At 45.9% G+C, this 20,511-nt stretch carries 18 protein-coding genes; 12 read left to right on the top strand and 6 right to left on the bottom strand.

Features of this window, described 5'->3' with window-relative positions; translation table 11 throughout:
- Positions 1 to 271 precede the first annotated feature (271 nt).
- Positions 272 to 1,258: a hypothetical protein gene (locus tag RT717_RS22245; RefSeq protein ID WP_317488553.1), complete on the top strand. Its 987-nt coding sequence runs from the start codon at positions 272 to 274 to the stop codon at positions 1,256 to 1,258.
- Between the two features lie 59 nt (positions 1,259 to 1,317).
- Here RT717_RS22245 and RT717_RS22240 read toward each other — a convergent pair whose 3' ends face one another.
- Positions 1,318 to 2,097, bottom strand: coding sequence for an alpha/beta fold hydrolase (locus RT717_RS22240; protein ID WP_317488552.1), 780 nt, complete (start codon positions 2,095 to 2,097; stop codon positions 1,318 to 1,320).
- An 18-nt stretch (positions 2,098 to 2,115) separates the two neighbouring features.
- Complete coding sequence (dxs, locus tag RT717_RS22235) at positions 2,116 to 4,035, bottom strand: 1-deoxy-D-xylulose-5-phosphate synthase (RefSeq protein WP_317488551.1); 1,920 nt, start codon at positions 4,033 to 4,035, stop codon at positions 2,116 to 2,118.
- Between the two features lie 166 nt (positions 4,036 to 4,201).
- Here dxs and RT717_RS22230 point away from each other — a divergent pair, with 166 nt between their 5' ends.
- Positions 4,202 to 4,990, top strand: coding sequence for a segregation and condensation protein A (locus RT717_RS22230; protein WP_317488550.1), 789 nt, complete (start codon positions 4,202 to 4,204; stop codon positions 4,988 to 4,990).
- A 52-nt stretch (positions 4,991 to 5,042) separates the two neighbouring features.
- Here the strand turns inward: RT717_RS22230 and ndk are convergent, their stop codons facing one another.
- On the bottom strand, positions 5,043 to 5,462 hold the full coding sequence (gene ndk / locus RT717_RS22225; protein ID WP_317488549.1) for a nucleoside-diphosphate kinase: 420 nt from the start codon (positions 5,460 to 5,462) through the stop codon (positions 5,043 to 5,045).
- A gap of 195 nt (positions 5,463 to 5,657) precedes the next feature.
- On the opposite strand from ndk, the gene RT717_RS22220 reads away from it, so the two are divergent.
- The 8 genes from RT717_RS22220 (at position 5,658) to secDF (ending at position 13,507) form a co-directional block, all read left to right on the top strand.
- On the top strand, positions 5,658 to 6,689 hold the full coding sequence (locus RT717_RS22220) for a DHH family phosphoesterase (RefSeq protein ID WP_317488548.1): 1,032 nt from the start codon (positions 5,658 to 5,660) through the stop codon (positions 6,687 to 6,689).
- The gene (locus RT717_RS22215) at positions 6,682 to 7,593 is read left to right on the top strand and encodes an FKBP-type peptidyl-prolyl cis-trans isomerase (protein ID WP_317488547.1); all 912 of its coding nucleotides are present in this window, start codon (positions 6,682 to 6,684) and stop codon (positions 7,591 to 7,593) included. The genes RT717_RS22220 and RT717_RS22215 overlap by 8 nt, the downstream gene beginning before the upstream one ends.
- Positions 7,594 to 7,596: 3 nt before the next feature.
- Positions 7,597 to 8,079 carry an FKBP-type peptidyl-prolyl cis-trans isomerase gene (locus tag RT717_RS22210; RefSeq protein ID WP_317488546.1) on the top strand — a complete coding sequence of 161 codons (483 nt, stop codon included), beginning with the start codon at positions 7,597 to 7,599 and terminating at the stop codon, positions 8,077 to 8,079.
- A gap of 13 nt (positions 8,080 to 8,092) precedes the next feature.
- Complete coding sequence (locus RT717_RS22205; RefSeq protein ID WP_317488545.1) at positions 8,093 to 8,659, top strand: FKBP-type peptidyl-prolyl cis-trans isomerase; 567 nt, start codon at positions 8,093 to 8,095, stop codon at positions 8,657 to 8,659.
- An 8-nt stretch (positions 8,660 to 8,667) separates the two neighbouring features.
- The gene (gene rdgB, locus RT717_RS22200) at positions 8,668 to 9,267 is read left to right on the top strand and encodes an RdgB/HAM1 family non-canonical purine NTP pyrophosphatase (RefSeq protein WP_317488544.1); all 600 of its coding nucleotides are present in this window, start codon (positions 8,668 to 8,670) and stop codon (positions 9,265 to 9,267) included.
- The gene (gene udk, locus RT717_RS22195) at positions 9,264 to 9,893 is read left to right on the top strand and encodes a uridine kinase (RefSeq protein WP_317488543.1); all 630 of its coding nucleotides are present in this window, start codon (positions 9,264 to 9,266) and stop codon (positions 9,891 to 9,893) included. Before rdgB ends, udk begins: the two co-directional genes overlap by 4 nt.
- A gap of 53 nt (positions 9,894 to 9,946) precedes the next feature.
- On the top strand, positions 9,947 to 10,357 hold the full coding sequence (locus RT717_RS22190) for a hypothetical protein (protein WP_317488542.1): 411 nt from the start codon (positions 9,947 to 9,949) through the stop codon (positions 10,355 to 10,357).
- A gap of 162 nt (positions 10,358 to 10,519) precedes the next feature.
- Positions 10,520 to 13,507: a protein translocase subunit SecDF gene (gene secDF, locus RT717_RS22185; RefSeq protein ID WP_317488541.1), complete on the top strand. Its 2,988-nt coding sequence runs from the start codon at positions 10,520 to 10,522 to the stop codon at positions 13,505 to 13,507.
- 222 nt (positions 13,508 to 13,729) lie between these two features.
- On the opposite strand, the gene clpB is transcribed toward secDF, so the two are convergent.
- Positions 13,730 to 16,342 (bottom strand): ATP-dependent chaperone ClpB, encoded by a 2,613-nt coding sequence (clpB, locus tag RT717_RS22180; RefSeq protein WP_317492376.1) that lies wholly within the window; start codon positions 16,340 to 16,342, stop codon positions 13,730 to 13,732.
- A 195-nt stretch (positions 16,343 to 16,537) separates the two neighbouring features.
- Here clpB and RT717_RS22175 point away from each other — a divergent pair, with 195 nt between their 5' ends.
- A complete protein-coding gene (locus RT717_RS22175; protein WP_317488540.1) occupies positions 16,538 to 17,308 on the top strand; it encodes an ion transporter in 771 nt (256 codons plus the stop codon).
- The gene (locus RT717_RS22170) at positions 17,298 to 18,419 is read left to right on the top strand and encodes a TRAP transporter substrate-binding protein (protein ID WP_317488539.1); all 1,122 of its coding nucleotides are present in this window, start codon (positions 17,298 to 17,300) and stop codon (positions 18,417 to 18,419) included. Before RT717_RS22175 ends, RT717_RS22170 begins: the two co-directional genes overlap by 11 nt.
- A 12-nt stretch (positions 18,420 to 18,431) precedes the next feature.
- Here RT717_RS22170 and RT717_RS22165 read toward each other — a convergent pair whose 3' ends face one another.
- Together RT717_RS22165 and RT717_RS22160 are read right to left on the bottom strand one after the other, a co-directional pair.
- Positions 18,432 to 19,751, bottom strand: a complete 1,320-nt coding sequence (locus RT717_RS22165) for a TRAP transporter large permease (RefSeq protein WP_317488538.1) — start codon at positions 19,749 to 19,751, stop codon at positions 18,432 to 18,434.
- Entirely contained in the window at positions 19,744 to 20,271 is a 528-nt protein-coding gene (locus RT717_RS22160; protein WP_317488537.1) for a TRAP transporter small permease subunit, read from the bottom strand. The genes RT717_RS22165 and RT717_RS22160 overlap by 8 nt, the downstream gene beginning before the upstream one ends.
- Positions 20,272 to 20,511: the final 240 nt, after the last annotated feature.

Raw genomic sequence — 20,511 nt, 5'->3', positions numbered from 1 at the left:
ATTGACTCTTCAATTTCATTACCCCAAAGCCAACCATAATTATTTAGAATGCCTCAATATAAATTGGGAGTATAGATGTTGTTAGCAACCCAAATTTTTAACCCTAAGGGCAATTAGGCCTCTGTTTGTTATCAAAGTGTAATTTTTTTGTAAAATCTCATTTGACCTGATAAAAACGTTGGTAAAATTTAAAAATAGCATTAACTGGGTATAAACTTTAATTTTTACGATATAATTCATAATCTTGCAAACCAATTCAAATTATTTAACCATGAAAAAACTATTTAGAAATTTATTGTTCTTTAGTGCAATCGGATCTGTAGCCATTTTGGCAAGTTGCGGTGGTGACGAAGAAGAGCCGCTACCAGCTGCACCTTCAATTACTGTTACTGTTTCAGGTGATGCAGAAGTGTCTGGTTCAGAAATTACAGCTATCACTGGAGATGAGGTGTCGTTTGCTGTAACTATTACAGCCCCTGGAGCGTTCAACACATTGAACATCACGCCTTCCGTTGACGGTGTTGCTGGAACCCCTACTGTATTTACGAGAAACTCAACTGAGGTAACAAAAAATGCTGATAATACAGAGGCATCTATTACGATTACCTACACTTTTGAGGAAGAAGATGAGGACACAGAAATTACGTGGACGTTTGAAGCTGTAGACGACAGTGACCAAACAGCAACGAAGGAATTTACAGCAACTGTAAGTGCGCCTCCTTCTCCTGAAGCAAGGGCTTACACTGCAGTATTGCTTTCAGCTCCACTAGGAGATAAGTCTGCTGATGGGTTCTTCTCTTCAAACACCGGCTTAGTGTATTCTCCTGCCGATGTAACTGGAACTAGTGCAGCTATTTCTCCAAACATTGATTTCGGTTACTACTACGGTGCCACTGATAAAGCTAGTTTAGCTTCTCCTAAGGCTTACTCTTTGTTATCAAACGCTGGCTTCACTGCTCAAGTGGCTGGTTGGGGAACTCTCAATGAAACGATGCTGAAGAAGACTACGTTAACAGCAGCAGCTTTTACGGAGGTGACTACCTGGGCTGACCTTGATGAAGTGTATACTGCGGCTACTGATGCCGCTGCCGGAGTGAAAACTACTCTTGAAGCGAATCAGGTGTTGGCGTTCAAAACAGCTTCAACCAAAACTGGTGGTAGCAAGATAGGCTTGATCCTTGTGAAAAGTATCACCGCTGGTGATGGCGTAGCAGGTAAAATCGAGCTTGAGATTCTTGTTCAGGAAGACGCTGAATAATTAGCTCAATTAGAAAATACTTTAGCAAAGGCCATCCCGTCGGGGTGGCCTTTCTTTTTTTACGCCAGCGAACCCAGCGCCGCTTTGCACGCTTCCGGCTTCTCATACATGCCCATGTGGGCTGTCTCCTCCAAAAGCACAAACTGATCAGACCTAACCATTTCCTTCATCAGCAGACTTTGTTCTAATGGCACGGCACCGTCTTTTTCACCGGCAATGATGAGCTTTGGCTGGCCAAACATTTTAAGCACTTCGCTTCTTTCGGGCCTGTCCCGCATGGCAGCAGTGTAGGCAGTCAGGGTATCAAGCCTGGTTCCTGCTGCCAGGTCAACCACTTGCTGCACAATGCCCGGGTTCTTTCTTCTGAAGAGGCTGTGGAAAAGGCCAGGGACAAATTCAGTGGTAAAGCTTTCTACTCCGCTTTTGTTGACGTAATCAACCACCTTGTTTCTTGTTGCCTTCTTTTCAGGTGAATCAGCAAAGACAGTAGAGTGAAACAGACACAGGCCACTCAGGCTATTCCCATATTTTTCTGCCAGGGCCAGCGCCACATAGCCTCCCAGTGAATGCCCGACAACAATTGGTTCAATCTGTTCAGGTTCAATCACCTGATGGTAAATAACCTCAGCCACCCAATCGATGGAAAGTGGGTGGGCTAGCTCTAAATTGCTCCTCCCAAACCCGGGAAGGTCTACGAGATAGATTGTTCTGCCTGGAAAAGCCGACAGCATGTTTTCCCAGATGCTGTGGTCTTCGCAAAACCCGTGAAGCAAAAGTACGGGAGATTCATTAGAAGATGGTAGCTCTTCGAGGGGTAGTTTCTTTACAAATAGGGCCATACGGCCAATATAGTAAGATTATTTTAGTACGCCGGACGGCTCAAGCAGTTTGATGGCTGCCTCATAAATTCCCTGCGTATCAAAGCCGCATTCGTGGTGCAATTCATGCTGCTCTCCGTGCTCAATCACATCGTCAGGGATTCCGAGCCGCACAATTTTGGACGTATAACCGTTGTCGGCCATAAACTCGATGATGGCACTTCCAAAGCCGCCTTGCAAGCAGCCATCCTCAACGGTGATTACGTATTTGTGACTTTTGAAGATCTCATGCAGCATCGCTTCATCCAATGGCTTCACAAACCGCATATCGTAATGGGCTGCATCCACATGATCTTCTTCTAACATATGGCATGCTTCAGTGGCATAATTCCCAATGTGCCCAAGGGTTAGTATAGCCAGGTCACCACCTTCTCTAAGCTTTCTTCCTTGCCCGATAGGTATTTCTTTGAAAGGTGTTTTCCAATTAGGCATTACGCCGTTGCCTCTTGGGTACCTGATGGTGAATGCGCCTTCTTTTTGCAACTGGGCAGTGTACATCAGGTTGCGCAGCTCCTCTTCGTTCATTGGCGACGAAACGACCATATTCGGAATGCAACGCATGAAGGCGATATCGTAAGCCCCATGGTGCGTTGGGCCATCGGCTCCTGAAAAGCCCGCCCTGTCGAGGCAAAAAACGACCGGCAAATTTTGAAGGCAGACGTCGTGGATCACCTGGTCGTAAGCACGTTGCATAAATGTGCTGTAGATATTGCAGAAGGGTGTTAACCCCTGCGTGGCCAGGCCGGCCGAGAAAGTTACCGCATGCTGCTCGGCAATGCCTACATCAAAAGCCCTGTCTGGCATGGCTTTCATCATGATGTTCATGGAGGAGCCAGACGGCATCGCTGGCGTGATCCCCATTATTTTTTCGTTCTTTTCGGCCAGCTCAACAAGTGTATGCCCAAACACATCCTGATACTTAGGTGGCTGAGGCGCATCGTAAACCTTCTTGTGGATTTCTCCTGTCAGCTTATCGAACTTGCCCGGTGCATGCCATTTTGTTTGGTCTTTTTCCGCCAAAGCGAAGCCCTTGCCTTTCACCGTAACACAATGCAGAATCTTGGGCCCGGGAATGTCTTTCAGGTCATTGAAAATCTGAGCCAGATGGGTGACGTCGTGGCCGTCGACCGGGCCAAAATATCTTAAGTTGAGGGATTCAAAGAGGTTACTGCTCTTTATCAAAAAGCCCTTCACGCTGTTTTCGACTTTGGAAGCAATTTCCTGGGCGTTTGGCCCAAATTTGCTGATTTTTCCGAGGATGTTCCACACCTCATCTTTCACCTTGTTGTAGGTGTGGGAGGTCGTAATGTCAGTTAGGTAATCCTTTAGAGCGCCCACGTTGGGGTCTATCGACATGCAATTGTCGTTCAGCACTATCAGCAGGTTGCTGTTCGCTACGCCGGCGTGGTTCATGGCTTCGAAGGCCATTCCACCAGTAAGGGCACCGTCGCCTATCACTGCTATATGTTGCTTCTGGTTTTCTTTTTTGTAGTGGGAAGCCACTGCCATACCGAGCGCTGCAGAAATAGATGTTGAAGAGTGACCTACCCCAAAGGCGTCATATTCACTTTCCTTTCTTTTAGGGAAGCCAGATATCCCACCATAAAAACGGTTGGTGTGGAATACGTCCTTTCTTCCAGTGAGAATTTTATGCCCGTATGCCTGATGTCCCACGTCCCAGACCAGCTGATCGCTTGGCGTATTAAAAGCGTAGTGAAGAGCAACGGTTAGTTCTACAACCCCAAGGCTGGCTCCAAAATGCCCACCATATACTGACACATTGTCGACAATGAATTGACGTAATTCATCTGCCAGCTGAACTAGCTGTGACGGATCAAGTTTTCTGACGTCAGAAGGATAATTGATAGTGGAAAGAAGCTCGCCGGGCTGTATCAGCATACTATTCGCAGGTTGTGATATAAGGTAATCAACTAACCAGTTCCTTAAATGTTTATCGTAACTATTGAATCTTTATGAGTCAATCAAGGTGGCAAAGGTACATTTTTTTGACTAAAGGCTTACTATTATTTATTGAGTTGATAAATTTGATGCTACCTTACTGAAAATGGATATATCACAAACCGATTCTTCAAAGTTTGAAATCAAATTGCCATTGTTCGAAGGGCCGTTTGACCTGCTCTTGTTCTTTATTGAAAGAGACGAACTGGATATTCATGATATTCCCATCTCTAAAATTACTGCCGACTTTCTTGACTACCTGCAGCACCTCGAGTCAATGAATATTGAGGTGGCCAGCGAATTTATTCTGGTAGCAGCTACTTTGATGAGGATAAAGGCAAAGATGCTTTTGCCGAGACCTGTGTTGGATGAGTTAGGCAATGAAATCGACCCGAGAGAAGAGCTGGTTAAACACCTGCTTGAGTACAAAAAGTACAAGTCGGTGGTGGAGGAGCTTTCGAAAATGGAGGCAGACAGATTGGACAGAGAGATGAGGGGAAACCTCGAAAAAGAGCTAAGGTCTCTGTCAGAAATAAACAATGTGGAAGCCGAGTTGCAGGATATCGACCTTTACAAACTGCTGAAAGTGTATATGCGGGTGTTGGAGAGGTTCGAGTATGAGCAGAAAAAACCGATACACAATGTAGTGCAATACCCGTTCACCATTTCCAGTCAAAGGGACTTCATCATGAATAAACTGGGTGATGCTGGCCGGGTGTCGTTTGCTAATGTAATGGAAGATATGCCGACGAAAATTGCCGTGATATTTAACTTCCTTGCCATTCTGGAACTGCTGCAAATGAGAATGATTACCATTTTCATAGGAGAGGGGTTCAACAACTTTTGGATTGAAAAGCTTGAAGGCGAAGAAGTGGTAGTTCTGCCTGAAGAATAAAAAAAGCCATGAAATGCTTCATGGCTCTGGTGTTTACTTTGGCTGGTCTTTCTTAAACCCTCTCGAACTGAGAGAAAAAGAAGCCGGCTTCGATGGCAGCATTCTCGTCTGAGTCTGATCCATGCACGGCATTTGCCTCAATTGATTTAGCAAAAATCTTACGGATGGTTCCATCGGCCGCCTTGGTAGGGTCGGTGGCACCAATTAATTTACGAAACTCTTCTACTGCATTGGCTTTTTGAAGCACCAGTGCAATTATCGGTGCTGAAGACATGTAGGCGCAAAGCTCACCGTAAAAAGGACGTTCCTTATGTACTTCGTAGAACTTACCAGCGACCTCAGGAGTCAGCTTTGTTAGCTTCATTGCTTTAATAGTGAACCCAGCTTCCTCAATCATTTTTAGGATTGCGCCGGAGTTTCCTGCGCTGTAAGCGTCAGGCTTAATCATTGAAAAGGTAATTGATCCTGCCATTTTTTGATTATATATTAGAAAGGGTTTTCAAAACGCCCGCAAAGTTAGCAGATTAATTTGTTTTGAACGAACCCTTGCATTAAATACGCACTCCTTTAATCATTTGCGTTCGGGAATGCGTTTTTCTAATTAAAATATTCTTCTCACTTTTGCACTTCACATTTTACCTATTCTCCTCGGAAGGTATCATTTTACATGCAGCAAATTGACCAGTTCAGGGATTTACTCCTTCAACCCAAGCGAATAATCATCACTACCCATATAAAGCCAGATGCCGATGCATTGGGTTCTTCGTTGGGTTTGGCGAATTATCTTTTGGCAAAAGGGCATCATGTGGATGTGATTACCCCCACGGATTACCCTGAGTTTTTGGCCTGGATGAAGGGGAATGATGCTGTAATTAACTTCGAAGATGGAAATGAGGCGCTCTCGGCGAAGTTGATCGACGCAGCTGATATTATTTTCTGCCTCGATTTTTCCACGCTGTCCCGGATTGAAAAAGTGGGAGAGCTGGTGGCCGCCTCCAATGCAGTGAAGGTGCTCATCGACCATCACCTTAACCCGGGTGATTTCGCCGATTATAGCCTTTGGACGATAGAAGCTGCGGCAACCGCTGAGCTCGTTTTTCAGCTTATTGAGCAGCTGGGCGACAAGTCACTTATAGATAACGATATTGCAGAATGCCTGTATGCCGGCATTATGACCGACACGGGTTCATTTCGGCATCCTTCAACGTCATCCAGGGTTCACCGAATAGTGGCTGACCTGATAGACAGCGGTGCGGATGTCACCAAAGTGAGCAAACTGATTTATGATAACAACTCCATTGACAGGCTGAAGTTTTTAGGGTTCGCCTTTAGTCAAAGGTTGCAGGTGCTTCCCGAGTTTGGTGTTGCCTATTTTGTGATCAGCAAGGAAGACCTGAAGAAGTTCAACTCGAAGAATGGTGACACTGAGGGGCTTGTGAACTATGCCTTGTCAATAAAGGGCGTGGTGATGGCTGCTACAATCATCGAAAGAGACGGGAAGGTAAAAATGTCTTTCAGGTCGATGGGAGATTTTTCAGTCAACCAATTTGCCAGAGATCATTTTGATGGCGGGGGGCACAAAAATGCCGCTGGAGGAGCCTCCACTGATAGCCTGGAAGCTACTGTTGAAAAGTTCAAGAATTTATTGCCTTTATATAAAGAAGATTTAAACAAAAACATTTCATTCTTACATGTTTAATAAAATTAAAAACCTATCGGGGTTGCTGGGACTGGCAGCTTTGGTAATTGCCTGTGGTGGTGCTGACAAATTTACAACGAAATCAGGGGCAGAGGTGTCTTACATCCGCAACGGCGAGGGAGAGAAACCTTCAGACGGCCAGATTCTTACTATGCACATCTCTTACCTCAATGAGAATGGAAATGCGCTATTCAATAGTGTAGAAGCCGGTGGAGGACGACCATTGCCTATGCTTTACAATGATTCGGCCTGGCAAACTCAGGGAGTACTTTACGAAGTGTTCCGTGAACTGAAAAAGGGAGACAGTGTGCAATTTAAAATGACTGCTGAAGCGCTATTTGAAGATACATTTGGAACTCAGCTGCCGGATTCTATCAAGAGAGGCAGTCTGATCACCTTCAATTGCAGCCTGGTGGATATGATGAGTGAGGAACAATATCAGGAAGAGCAGATGGCGTTGCAGCAAGCTGAAATGGAAAAAATGCAAATGGAGGCCGAAGGTCAAATTATAGTTGACGGCGAAATCATAGACAAATATTTGGCTGATAATAATATCACCGCTCAAACCACTGAGTCTGGCCTTCGCTACGTTATCACAAAGCAGGGAACCGGAGCGACACCGACTCCGGGAAGCATGGTAAACGTGCACTATCTGGGTACTACCCTTGCAGGTGAGAAATTCGATGCTTCTTACGATAGGGGTGAGCCATTACAGTTTGTTATTGGCAGAGGACAGGTGATTCCAGGCTGGGACGAAGGCATTGCCCTGCTTAACACAGGTGCTGAAGCCACATTGTACGTACCATCTTCTCTGGCATACGGACCGAGAGGAGCAGGAGCTGCAATTAAGCCGAACGAAATTTTAAAATTTGAAGTAGTGTTGGTTGGGATAGAACAAATGTAGATTATGATGAAGCGAATTTCTCTTCTTTTACTCTTGGTGATTGGATTGGTGACGTTGGGATGTAATAAGGACGATGATCCGCTTACGCTACAGGAACAATACGATGCTATCGACAAGTACATTAAGAAGAACGACCTGAAAAACGTGCAAACTACCACAAGTGGACTCAGGTACACAATCACCAGGGAAGGTGCAGGCGCCTTCCCCAGAGTGAACGAGGTAGTTACAGTCAACTACGAAGGCAAGCTGCTGAGTGGCAAGAAATTTGATTCATCTTATGACCGGGGTGAGGCTTTCAAGTTTACGCTTGGTGTTGGTAAAGTAATTAAAGGATGGGACGAGGGAGTGGCGTTGTTGCCTGTGGGCAGCGAAGCCATATTGCTCATCCCTTCAAATCTTGGCTATGGTACTAGCGGTTCAGGGAAAGATATAGGCGCTAATCAGGTTTTGATTTTTAAGATTGAGGTTTTAGACAGCAAAAGATAAATAAAGTCGAGCAATGGTATTTAGAGTTAGAACAGCGGCGGTTATTTTGTTTGTTGCTACACTGGCAGCGTCACTTGCAAGCTGCGATCTTAGCGTGAACGAACCTGATCCCGTATTTGATGTGGAGGCGCAATACAAAAAGGACAGCATAGCCATAGACGAATATTTGGCTAAGTACGGCATTGAGGGCGTGCAGACTACGGAGAGTGGGCTCAGGTACAAAGTGCTGGAAGAAGGCAGCGGGCCTGCCCCCAATAAGAATGACATCGTTTCGGTGCACTTTACCATCAGTAGAATGGATAGCGCCGTAATAGAGACTACATTCACAGACGTGGCTTTGAAGTACAATATCTATGACTCGGCCATTGCCTACGTGCCTTACAAATTCAATTTTGGTGCTGGATTTGTTTTCTCAGGCTTTCAGGTGGCAGGGCTTAAAGAAGGCAGTCAGTTAATGAAATTGAATGACCGGTTTGTGTTCTACTTGCCTTCAAAATTAGCCTTTGGACAGGTTGCCTATGGGCAAATACCAGCCAACTCACCATCCGTGTGGGAGCTGAAAATGGTTCAAATTCGTTAACGCCAGAAATGATCGAGATTTGTATTGCATCCAACAATGCACACAAGCTAAAGGAGATAAAAGAGATACTGGGGGAGAGCTATCAATTGCTCTCCCTTTCTGATATTGGCTGCACCGAAGACATCCCTGAAACGCAGCCAACCATTGAAGGGAACTCGCTTCAGAAGGCCCAATACATTTGGGATCATTATAAAATCAATTGCCTGGCAGATGATACAGGCCTGTTGGTCGACGCTCTCAACGGCGAACCGGGAGTTGTTTCTGCAAGGTATGCCGGTGACCACAGAAGGGGGGATGACAATATTGCCCTGCTGCTAAACAAACTCGATGGAAATCCGCAAAGAGATGCGCATTTCAAAACAGTAATGACCTTTATTGATGCAGGCAGCATTTATCAGTTCGAGGGAAAGGTGTTTGGAAAAATAACTACAAGGATCACAGGTGCAGGAGGCTTTGGGTATGACCCTGTTTTTTTACCTGAGGGTAAAACACTTACTTTTGCTGAAATGGGTAGCAAGGAAAAAAATGCGATAAGTCACAGGGGCAGGGCCCTGGCAAAGTTTGCTGCCTTTTTGAAGTTTCAGCAAATGTCGGCAAGCCTAAAATGAAAGAACCACTTGTTGTAGGAATGACTGGAGGTAGTGCTTCAGGAAAAACGTTGTTTCTTAGCAGCTTGATTGAAATTTTTCAGGAAAACGAAATCTGCCTCGTTTCTCAAGACAATTACTATAAATCAAGAGACACGCAACCAGTTGATGAAAACGGCGTCAAAAATTTCGACACTCCTCTTTCGATAGATTTCGACGAATTTCGGCACGACCTGGAGGAACTCAAAAGAGGCAATACGGTGCAGAGGCAGGAGTATACCTTTAACAACCCCAACGTCACTCCAAAGAACCTGGTCTTTAAGCCCTCTCCAATAATTATTGCAGAGGGTATTTTTGTGTTCTACGATAAAGAACTCTCCAGCCTTTTCGACCTCAAGCTTTTCATTGAAGCCAAGAACTACCTCATGCTCAAGCGCCGGATAACCAGGGATGCCCTGGAAAGGGGATATGATTTGGATGACGTGCTCTACCGCTATGAGAAACATGTGGCCCCTACGTTCGAAAAGTACATAGAGCCCCTTAAGCATGAGGCGGATATCATCATACCCAACAACCATCATTTTAAAAAAGCCCTTCAGGTGGTGGTTGCTTATCTGAAAATGGAATTGGCCGGCAGAAAGGCATAAATCGACAACTTTACTGGGAAGTTTGCCGGAAAGCCTTACTTTTGCGGTTCTTCATGAAAACTCAGTTGAAAATATTAAGCAAGAAGAAAAGCATCACGCTGGCAGTGGGTCTACTGGCTGCCGTCGTAGTGGCATGCACGTCGGTTTTTCAGTTCAGCTTAACTTCTATTGATGCTGACGTTGACAAAAGTGAAGTTGCTCAAACCCAGGGAGACAACGACAATTTGCATTTTGAGGCTCCCCGTAAGGCCGACAATAGTACCGATTCGCAAAAGACAGTATACAAGATCCAGGCTGTTTCGCAGGGAATCCAACTGCATGTGACCTATAGTCCCATTGTTTGGGAGTCGTTCGACATTGATTTACCTGAATTCAAGGCGGAGATTCCGCAGCAGTTGTATAAAGCCGGTTGGGAGTATTTTAGGGTACTCTTCACAGATATTATCGCTGCCAACGCTCCTTAGAGGAGCGCTTTTCCTGCAAGGCCAATTCTGGCCTGTCTATAACCTCATTAAACGCACTTCCACGACATAATCTTAAGGGCGATGTCGTAAAATCACAGAAGATTTTTGTGCAGCACGATGATGAGTTATTTAATAAACTACTGAAAAATAAACATAACACTCATGAAAAATAAAGGTGGAATAATACTACTTACCGTAGTTGTTTCCTTATTGTGTATCTACTACCTCTCCTTCACATTCGTGTCGAAGGGAGTGCAGAGCAAGGCTGACCAGTATGCGACCGACGCCTCTGGAACGATTGATTTTACCAAAAAACAACAATACCTGGATTCGATCTGGAATGAGCCGGTCTATAACTTTTTGGGTATTGAATTTACTTACAAAGAAATAAAGGAGACTGAATTGAACCTTGGTCTCGACCTTCAGGGCGGGATGCACGTAACCCTTGAGGTGTCGCCGATTGAGATTGTAAAGGGGCTAAGCGGTGATAGCAAGGATCCGGCTTTCATCACATCGCTGAATGAGGCGAGACAAGTAACCCTGACGTCTCAGGCTAGCTTTGTTCCCGAGTTCTACGCTGCCTATCAGCGGAATGCTCCCGGCCAAAAGCTGAGCTATATTTTCGCCAACGCAGCTAACAGAGGTCGAATCAGCCTCCAGTCTACGGACGAAGAGGTGCTTGAAATCATCAATTTCGAGGTAGAAAATGCAATTGATCGTTCTTTTCAGATTCTGCGCACACGTATCGACAGGTTTGGAACGTCTCAGCCCAATATTCAGAGACTGCCAGGCACGGGCCGCATTCAGATAGAATTACCAGGAGTTGACAACCCTGAAAGGGTACGGAAGCTTTTGCAGGGTGTTGCTCAGCTTGAGTTTTGGGAAGTAAATGAAGTGAATGATATTTTCAACACACTTTCGGCTATCAATCAGCTCGTTGTTGACGATGAGAAAGCAAAGAATGCCGAAATAACTGTTTACCCGGACTCGAGTGCCTCAGAGGCAGCCACTGCATCAAATGACCTGGCTGGCTTGCTTTCTGATTCAACAGCTGACGATTCAACAGATTTGGCTGCACAGTTGGAGTCAGACACTTCAGATATATCATCGCTGTCGAGTGGGCAGTCACCGCTTTTCAGCTTGATGAAAGGTGGTTATGGACTGATGTATGATGTGAAGGACACTGCCAAAATCAACCGCATATTTGAACGCAAAGATGTGCAGGGTATGATTCCTTCGACGATGAAATTTCTTTGGGCAGTAAAACCTACGAAAATCGACGAATTTTCAACCGAGGAACTTCTGGAGCTTTACGCAGTTAAAACAAGCAGAGGTGGCAGAGCCCCTCTTACCGGCGAAGTAATCACAGACGCCCGTCAGGATCTGGACCAAAGCGCCCGCCCGGCAGTAAGCATGCAAATGAATGCTACCGGAGCCAAAGCCTGGAGAAAGCTTACCAGCGAAAACATCAATCGCCGCATTGCCATTGTGCTTGACAATTACGTTTATTCAGCGCCCATGGTGCAGGGTGAAATACCTAATGGTAGCTCTTCAATTACCGGCACATTTACGCTGGAGGAAGCCAAGGATTTGGCCAATGTACTGAAGGCCGGTACACTTCCAGCACCCACGACTATCGTGGAAGACGTAGTGATAGGGCCTACTCTTGGTAAAGAGGCTCAGCAGCAGGGAATCATATCAATTGTGGCTGGCTTGGCCATAGTAATCATCTTCATGGTGGCGTATTATGCCAAGGGTGGCTTCATTGCCAACCTGGCACTTGCCTTCAACGTGTTCTTCATACTCGGTATTTTGGCCCAGCTCAGTGCCTCGCTCACCCTGCCGGGTATTGCGGGTATAGTGCTTACCATCGGTATGGCGATTGACGCTAACGTGTTGATCTTCGAAAGGATTCGTGAGGAGCTAAGAGGTGGCGCCTCAATCAAGCAGGCAATCTCAGGGGGTTATGAAAAGGCTTACAGCTCTATCATTGACTCCAACGCTACCACTTTCCTGACAGGCCTTATCCTTTACACCCTGGGGCAAGGACCTGTGAAAGGCTTTGCCATCACACTGATGATTGGTATCGTTTGTTCATTCTTCTCGGCCGTATTCATTACAAGGGTAATCGTGGAATGGTGGTCTAAGAAGGGCGAAGAAAGTAAGATTAGCTTTGATTCAGCACTTTCGAAGAACTTCTTACAGGATACAAAAATAGATTTCATAGGAAAAAGACGGTTGGCCTATATTTTCTCTGGCTCGTTTATCGTGTTGGGTATAGTTGCTTTCATTATAAAAGGCGGCTTAAGCATGGGTGTCGACTTCACAGGCGGGCGCTCTTATATTGTGTCGTTCGCTTCTCCGCAAACCCCGTCAGAAATGAAAGTGAAGCTGTCAGACTCCTTTGATGGACAGAGCACAGAAGTGAAGTGGTATGGTGGTGACAATGTGCTGAAAATTACTACGAGCTTTTTGATCAACAACGAATCGGATGAAGCCGACTTGCAAGTGAGGGAAGCTTTGATCAGCGGCGTGAGCAGCATCACTGGTTTGCAATACACCGAAGACGATAGTAAAGTGGACGATACACACTTTACAATTTCGAGCTCCTCGAAAGTAGGTGCAACGATTGCAGATGACATAAAGGCTTCGTCCACGGAGTCTGTGATTTTTGCTCTTATCACAATCTTCCTTTATATACTGATACGATTCAGGAAGTGGCAATTTGGCCTGGGCGCCCTGGTGGCCCTGTTCCACGACGTACTCTTTGTATTGGCGGCTTTGGCAATTGCGAACTTGTTCGGCGTTTCCTTCGAGGTTGATCAAGTGTTTATAGCAGCCATGCTGACGTTGATCGGTTACTCAATTAACGACACCGTTGTGGTGTTTGACAGGGTGAGGGAGAATATGCAATTGAGACCATCAAGCGATAACAAAACAGTGTTTAACCTGGCGCTAAACGAAACAATAAGCAGAACAACTATCACCTCTGCAACCACTCTGTTTGTGGTGTTGATTCTTTTCTTGTTTGGTGGAGCAGTCCTCAAAGGATTCTCTTTTACGCTATTGATTGGTATTTTGATAGGAACATACTCTTCGTTGTTTATTGCAACGCCGGTTGTTTTAGACTTTGAGAAGAAAAAGAAGTAAAAGTGTAACAATCACTGAAAGAAGGAGTGCAGAAATGTGCTCCTTTTTTAATTTTCTTACTTGAGAAAGATGCAAGCGGATGCTGATCGTTTAGTTCAAATTGGGCTGGGTACCTTTGTATAGATCTTCAAGGTCTTTTGATCCAGCTATAAGAATTATATAAAAAGGGAAGCAGCTCTTAACTGACTTCCCTTTGCTTTTTTTATTTCAGGTCAACCACGGCTAAATCTTGACTTCATCCAGGTTGATAAACTCAATCTCCCGGTTGTCATTGAGCGACACGCCAATGACTGAGTCCTTTTGTACCTTCCCAGCAAGAATCTGCTTCGACAGCTCGTTGAGAATCAATCTTTGCATCACTCTCTTTAAGGGCCTGGCACCAAACTGAGGATCAAAGCCCATTTCTCCAAGGTAATCCAGTACGTCTGCCGAAGCCTCTAGTTTTATACCATTTTCTTCAAGTCTTTTCTGAATCAGCTTAAACTGGATTTCGACAATTTTCCTGATGTCCTTCTTATTCAGTGGCTCGAAAAGAATGGTCTCGTCGATCCTGTTGAGGAACTCTGGCCTCACAGACTTTTTCAGCAGGTCAAACACGTTCTTTTTCACTTCCGCCAAAGTAGCCTCTCTGTTCGAGTCGTCCATGGTGTCGAATGCATCCTGAATAATGCCAGAACCAATATTGGTGGTCATGATAATGATGGTGTTCTTAAAATTAGCCACTCTTCCTTTGTTGTCGGTAAGCCTTCCATCGTCAAGCACTTGCAACAGGATGTTAAAGACATCGGGGTGTGCCTTCTCAATTTCATCCAGAAGGATGACTGAGTAAGGTTTTCTTCTCACCGCCTCTGTCAGTTGACCGCCCTCATCGTAACCCACATATCCTGGAGGGGCTCCAATCAGCCTGCTCACAGCATGGCGTTCCTGGTACTCACTCATGTCTATTCTTACCATAGCGTTGTCGTCGTTGAACAGGTATTCGGCCAGCGCCTTTGCCAGTTCAGTCTTACCAACACCAGTTGTACCCATAAAGATAAAGGAGCCTATGGGCCGCTTAGGATCCTGAAGACCAGCCCGGCTTCGCCTCACAGCGTCTGCCACTGCCTCAATGGCCTCAGTTTGTCCGGCCACTCTTTTTCCAAGCTCTTCTTCCAGCTTCAAAAGTTTCTCCCGATCGCTTTGAAGCATTTTGCTCACGGGTATGCCCGTCCATTTACCCACTATTTCAGCAATGTCCTCGGCTTCCACTTCTTCTTTCAATAGCGAGTTTCCTCCCTGAAGTTCCTTTAGCTGCTCCTGGAATTTCTTCAGCTTATCTTCACTCTCCACAATTTTTCCATAGCGAATCTCGGCTACCCTCCCATAGTCGCCACTTCTTTCGGCTTGCTCTGCCTCCAGCTTGTATTTTTCAATGGCTTCCTTTTCGTGCTGAATGCCTTGAATAACAGACTTTTCATGCTGCCACCTGGCCTTCAGTGCATCTCTTTGCTCGCTTAAGTCGGCAATCGTTCTTGAAAGCTCTTTTTCCTTCTCCCTGTCTTTTTCCCGCCGAATGGCCTCCCTTTCGATTTCCAGCTGCATAATGCGCCTGTTCAACTCATCCAGTTCCTCAGGAAGAGAATCAATTTCAATCCGAAGTTTTGAAGCAGCTTCATCCATTAGGTCTATAGCCTTGTCGGGCAGAAACCTGTCAGAGATATACCTGCTTGAAAGCTCAACGGCGGCTATCACAGCGTCGTCTTTTATCCGGACCCCGTGGTGCAGCTCGTATTTGTCCTTAATGCCCCGGAGTATCGATATGGCGTCCACTACGGAAGGCTCATCCACAACCACTGCCTGGAACCTCCTTTCAAGAGCCTTGTCTTTTTCGATATACTTTTGATACTCTTTTAACGTAGTGGCCCCGATGGCATGGAGCTCTCCTCGTGCCAGTGCGGGCTTCAGCAGGTTGGCGGCGTCCATGGCCCCTTCGCCTCCTCCACCAGCGCCAACGAGCGTATGTATTTCGTCTATGAAGAGGATAATTTCCCCATCGCTGTCGATCACTTCTTTGATCACTGCTTTTAGCCGCTCTTCAAACTCACCCTTGTATTTGGCGCCAGCCACAAGTAGACCCATATCCAGAGAGATAAGGACTTTCTCCTTCAGGTTTTCAGGCACGTCACCGTCAACAATTCTTTGGGCCATCCCTTCAACAATAGCTGTTTTACCCACACCTGGCTCACCCAATAGTATTGGATTATTCTTAGTCCTTCTGGAAAGGATTTGCAGCACCCTTCGGATCTCTTCGTCTCGTCCGATAACCGGATCGATCTTGCCCTGGCGGGCCATTTCATTAAGGTTTTTTGAATACCTCTCCAGCGACTTATATTTTGCTTCAGCGTTTTGATCTGTCACAGAGTTGCCACCCCTGAGTTCCTTGATGGCCAGCTTCATTTCCTTCTCTGCAAACCCGGCCGACTTCATGACTGTAGCAATTTTGTCTTTGCTGCTCAGCAACCCAAGAATGATGTGCTCAACGGCCACAAATTCGTCACCAAACTCTTTGAGATAGCCCGTAGCCTTCTGCAGGGCCGCCGCTGCTTCATTAGAGAGATAGGGCTGCGATCCTGAGACTTTGGGGTACGAATTTATTGTTTCTTCAATTTTGTCATCCAGGTTTTGTTTGTTGATACCTAATTTCTTCAAAAGAAAAGGCATAACATTCTCATCTGTCGACATGATTGCTTTGAGTATATGTGCTGGCTCTATGGCTTGCTGCTCATAACTTTGTGCGACTTCGGCTGCCTTTTGCACAGCCTCCTGCGATTTGATGGTATAGTTATTAAAGTTCATTTCCTTTTTCTTTGCTCCCTGTCGGTAGGGCAAATACCGATCCATGAGGTAATTGGATTATTTTTAGGTCAAAATGACAGAGAAACAAGATCGATCACAGACTTTTCAGACAATTTGGCGCACTCAAGCTTCATCAAAATGTAATACCAATTCCATTCTTTATTTCTTATTTTCAGGTCGAAATAGAAATCTTGAATGGAATCGGTAGCAGAGGATAATTTAGAGCAGCCACCAAAGGCGACGAAATTTGAAAAAGTTTTGCTTTGGCTGTCTTTGTATGTGGTGGTGGAGTTATACGTGAGTTCAGTCACAGAGTATACTCCCCTGGTGGACGATATAACATATTATGTCGATTTCGGCATATGTATGATTTTCTTATACGATTTTTTCAACGGACTTTGGAAAGCGGAGAACAAGTGGAGGTTTGTTGCCAACAACTGGGTAGACTTTGTTGCGTCCATACCGACTGTTGGATTTCTCCGGGCGGCTAGGATCTTTAAAATTTTCAAGCTTTTAAGAGTTCTCCGGTCTGCAAAGTACGTTTTCCAGTTTTTTAACCGAAAAACTTCCTTTAGCACCTTTCGGAATGTGGTCATTCTCAATGTAGTTGTCGTGTTGCTTTTCACGATCAGTTTCTACCATGCCGAGCGAGACTCTAACCCTCATATTTCCACCTTTACTGACTCGTTATGGTGGACTACTATTACGACGATGACAGTTGGCTTTCTGCAGGATATTCCACCCGTCACTCCCGAAGGGAAGGTGCTTTCTGTTGTGTTGATTTTTGCCGGGATGATTATTGGTGCTACCATGATTGCGACGATTACTGACTATTTTATTGAAGATGAAGACATTCAGGTGAACGTCAATAGGGTACATGACAAGTTGATGCAAGTAGAAAAAAAACTAGATGCCCTCACCGAAAAATTGGAGGAGTTGTCCAAATCCCAAAGGAATGGAAATTAACAGACGGGAGTTTTTAGCAAAAGGGGGATTGGGCTTGGCCGGTGGAACTGTGGGGTTGCTTTCTGCCTGCACAGAGGAAAAAAAGCAGCTCGAAACGCCATATATCAATTTCAACAAGTTGTTTGAGTGGAAAATGGTCACTACCTGGCCGCCAAACTTCCCGGTGGTAGGTGAGGGTTGCGTCATGATGGCGAAATGGGTGGAAACCATGAGTGGCGGGCGCCTTAAAATAAAAGTCTATGGTGGAGGGGAGCTGGTTCCGTCGTTGGAAGTGTTTGATGCCGTAAGCAGCGGTGCTGTTGAGATAGGCCATGGTGCTTCCTATTACTGGGCGGGCAAGGTACCGGCTGCGCAGTTTTTCGCAGCGGTTCCTTTTGGTATGAACGCCCAGCAGATGAATGCATGGATCATAAGCAGCGGATCTATTGCGCTATGGGAGGAGCTGTATGAACCCTTCAGACTGCTGCCAATGATTGCTGGGAATACCGGCGTGCAAATGGCGGGCTGGTTCAACAGGGAGCTCAATACCATGGATGACCTGAAAGGACTGAAAATGAGGATTCCCGGGCTGGGAGGAAAGGTGTTGTCGGAGGCTGGCGGCACGTCGGTGCTACAGGCTGGGGGCGAAATTTACACCAATCTGGAAAGGGGAGTGATCGATGCGGCCGAATGGATTGGTCCCTATCATGACTACCTCATGGGGTTTCAACGAGTGGCTAAGCACTACTACTACCCTGGCTGGCATGAGCCAGGCTCTGTACTGGAGCAAATGGTGAACAAAGACAAATTTGAGGCGCTTCCAACAGACCTGAAAGAGATAGTAAGGGCTGGAGCATCGAAGCTCAATGAATGGATGCTTGCTGAGTTTGACGCAAAGAACAGTTTGTACCTTAAAAAGCTCCGGGAGGAAGAGGGAACGGATATCAGAAAACTTCCTGATGTGATTTTGAGGGAACTAAAGAAAATAAGTGATGTGATGCTTGGCGATATGGCTCAAGGCGATCCTATTATTAAAAAAGTATACGACAGCTTTACAGCGTTTCGAGATCAAATCAAACCCTGGTCCGACATTAGCGAACGAGCTTTTTATAATGATGTGCTAGGTCAGTAGAGCTGTTGTTGACTATTTTTTGAGCAGATTCGGTAGAAAAGAGATAATCTCTGGAAAAAGAACTACCAGCAGAAGAAACGCCAGTTGTATCAAGACGAAAGGAACAATTCCTCGATATAATTGCCCGGTGGTGATGTGTTTTGGCGCCACCCCTTTCAGGTAGAAAAGTGAGAAACCAAAAGGTGGTGTGAGGAAGGAAGTTTGCAGATTGAGCGCCAACAATATCCCCACCCAAACGAGGTCAACGCCCAGCTTAGCAAATATTGGCGCCACCACTGGCACTATGATGAAGATGATCTCTATAAAGTCGATGAAGAATCCAGCGACAAATACAGCGAGCATCACTACAAACAGGAATGCATTCACCGACAAGTCGGAATTTTCGATGAGTTGAATAAGGAAGCGATCGCCTCCCAATGCTCTGAAAACCAAAGAGAAAGCCGTAGCTCCAATGAGAATGGTAAAGACCATCGTGGTGAGGTGTGTCGTTTCCCTCATCACCCCTTTCAACACGTCAAGGTTGAACTTGCCAGACATAATGGTGAGCAAAGTCGCTCCAAGGGCGCCAACTCCTGCCGCCTCAGTTGGCGAGGCTATGCCCGCAAAAATGGAGCCCAGCACAGCTACAATAAGCAGGAGAGGAAGCACGAAAGCTTTAATAACCTGCCCCGTTATTCCCCTTTCCCTGAAAGCCCTGATTTCTTCTTCGGGCATGCCGGGTGCTTTGTTCGGTTTCACAATGGCGTATCCTACAATAAAAGCCAGGTAGCAAAAAACCAGGGCAACACCGGGTACTACTGCTGCAGTGAAGAGGTCTCCAACCGATACGTTGAGCACGCTGCCCAGCAACACCAAAACCACTGATGGTGGGATGATTTGTCCTAACGTGCCAGCTGAAGCAATGGTGCCAGTGGCCAGCTCAGGGCTAAATCCCCGCTTGAGCATGGTTGGTAAGCTAATTAGCCCCATCGTAATAACCGTGGCCCCAACTATGCCTGTAGAAGCTGCCAGCATGGCCCCCACCAGCACAACGGCGACGGCCAGACCACCTTTGAACTTGCCAAAAATGAGAGCCATTGTTTCAAGCAGGCTCTCTGCCAGGCCAGATTTCTCCAGCATAATTCCCATAAAAACGAACAACGGCACAGCTATTAGAACAAAGTTGTTCATGGTGCCATAAATTCTCAGCGCAACCAGGTAAAAGAAGTCGGCATCAAAGAATATTAGACCGAAAATTACAGAGAGGCCTCCCAGCGTGAAGGCAACAGGGAAACCCCATAGAATGAAAATAAATATCAGACCAAAAAGCACTAGTGCCCAAACCTCATTCATGCTCCTTGATGTTTACACGGTTCAAAATGGTTGCGAGTGATTTGAGGGCCAGCGAAATTCCCTGGAGGAGTAATAGAGAGAAGCCGATTGGGATAAAAGCTTTGATAATGTAGCGGGCGGGAAGGCCACCCGGGTCGGGGGAATTCTCCCTGATGATCCATGAATTGTAGACAAAAAGCAGGGAGGTCTTGATGATCACTACACATATTGGCAGAAGAAAAAGCAATACCCCGCCTAAGTTGACGTAGGCCTGTTTCTTAGCGGACATTTCCCCATAAAACACATCGACTCTCACGTGTTTATCATGCTTGAGTGTGTAGCCTGCTCCAATCAAAAAAATGGCTGCGAAAAAATGCCATTCGAGCTCAAATACAGAAGCAAAGCTGACATTGAAGATATACCTCATTGCCACGTCGAAGCAAAAGACCAAGACCATGATGCCGGCCAGCCAGGAGATAAGGCGCCCGGAGTATTCATTCAGCGCATCAATCTTTTCTGAAATAGTGGTAAGTAGGTGCATATCAACTTTTGTGGAATGAAGATATGCTTTTCCTTTTTAAGAGCAAGGTCACATTAGCACAAGAGTGGGTAAATGATTTGCAAGGTGGGTAGTGGATGATTTGTGGCTTAGGCGGACGGCTATTTACCGATAGTAACCAAGAGAAGAAATCCTCGAACCGGTTAATCCCGCTCATCCCAGCCAAGATAAAAAAGAAAACCCCGGCAAGTGCCGGGGTTTAATAGTTTAAAGGTCGTCGTC

This window comes from Imperialibacter roseus (assembly GCF_032999765.1).
Classification (GTDB): domain Bacteria; phylum Bacteroidota; class Bacteroidia; order Cytophagales; family Cyclobacteriaceae; genus Imperialibacter; species Imperialibacter roseus.
Note: the sequence above shows the minus strand (reverse complement) of the source record. Positions and strands in the feature narration are given on the sequence as shown.

Bases quoted from the DNA above. Each gene is read 5' to 3' on its own strand.
- dxs (WP_317488551.1), bottom strand. From the start codon at position 4,035: ATGCTGATACAGCCCGGCGAGCTTCTTTCCACTATCAATTATCCTTCT.
- RT717_RS22160 (WP_317488537.1), bottom strand. From the start codon at position 20,271: ATGCACCTACTTACCACTATTTCAGAAAAGATTGATGCGCTGAATGAA.
- RT717_RS22205 (WP_317488545.1), top strand. From the start codon at position 8,093: ATGGTATTTAGAGTTAGAACAGCGGCGGTTATTTTGTTTGTTGCTACA.
- udk (WP_317488543.1), top strand. From the start codon at position 9,264: ATGAAAGAACCACTTGTTGTAGGAATGACTGGAGGTAGTGCTTCAGGA.
- rdgB (WP_317488544.1), top strand. From the start codon at position 8,668: ATGATCGAGATTTGTATTGCATCCAACAATGCACACAAGCTAAAGGAG.
- RT717_RS22210 (WP_317488546.1), top strand. From the start codon at position 7,597: ATGATGAAGCGAATTTCTCTTCTTTTACTCTTGGTGATTGGATTGGTG.
- clpB (WP_317492376.1), bottom strand. From the start codon at position 16,342: ATGAACTTTAATAACTATACCATCAAATCGCAGGAGGCTGTGCAAAAG.
- RT717_RS22240 (WP_317488552.1), bottom strand. From the start codon at position 2,097: ATGGCCCTATTTGTAAAGAAACTACCCCTCGAAGAGCTACCATCTTCT.
- RT717_RS22190 (WP_317488542.1), top strand. From the start codon at position 9,947: ATGAAAACTCAGTTGAAAATATTAAGCAAGAAGAAAAGCATCACGCTG.
- RT717_RS22175 (WP_317488540.1), top strand. From the start codon at position 16,538: ATGGAATCGGTAGCAGAGGATAATTTAGAGCAGCCACCAAAGGCGACG.
- RT717_RS22220 (WP_317488548.1), top strand. From the start codon at position 5,658: ATGCAGCAAATTGACCAGTTCAGGGATTTACTCCTTCAACCCAAGCGA.
- secDF (WP_317488541.1), top strand. From the start codon at position 10,520: ATGAAAAATAAAGGTGGAATAATACTACTTACCGTAGTTGTTTCCTTA.
- ndk (WP_317488549.1), bottom strand. From the start codon at position 5,462: ATGGCAGGATCAATTACCTTTTCAATGATTAAGCCTGACGCTTACAGC.
- RT717_RS22215 (WP_317488547.1), top strand. From the start codon at position 6,682: ATGTTTAATAAAATTAAAAACCTATCGGGGTTGCTGGGACTGGCAGCT.
- RT717_RS22230 (WP_317488550.1), top strand. From the start codon at position 4,202: ATGGATATATCACAAACCGATTCTTCAAAGTTTGAAATCAAATTGCCA.
- RT717_RS22170 (WP_317488539.1), top strand. From the start codon at position 17,298: ATGGAAATTAACAGACGGGAGTTTTTAGCAAAAGGGGGATTGGGCTTG.
- RT717_RS22245 (WP_317488553.1), top strand. From the start codon at position 272: ATGAAAAAACTATTTAGAAATTTATTGTTCTTTAGTGCAATCGGATCT.
- RT717_RS22165 (WP_317488538.1), bottom strand. From the start codon at position 19,751: ATGAATGAGGTTTGGGCACTAGTGCTTTTTGGTCTGATATTTATTTTC.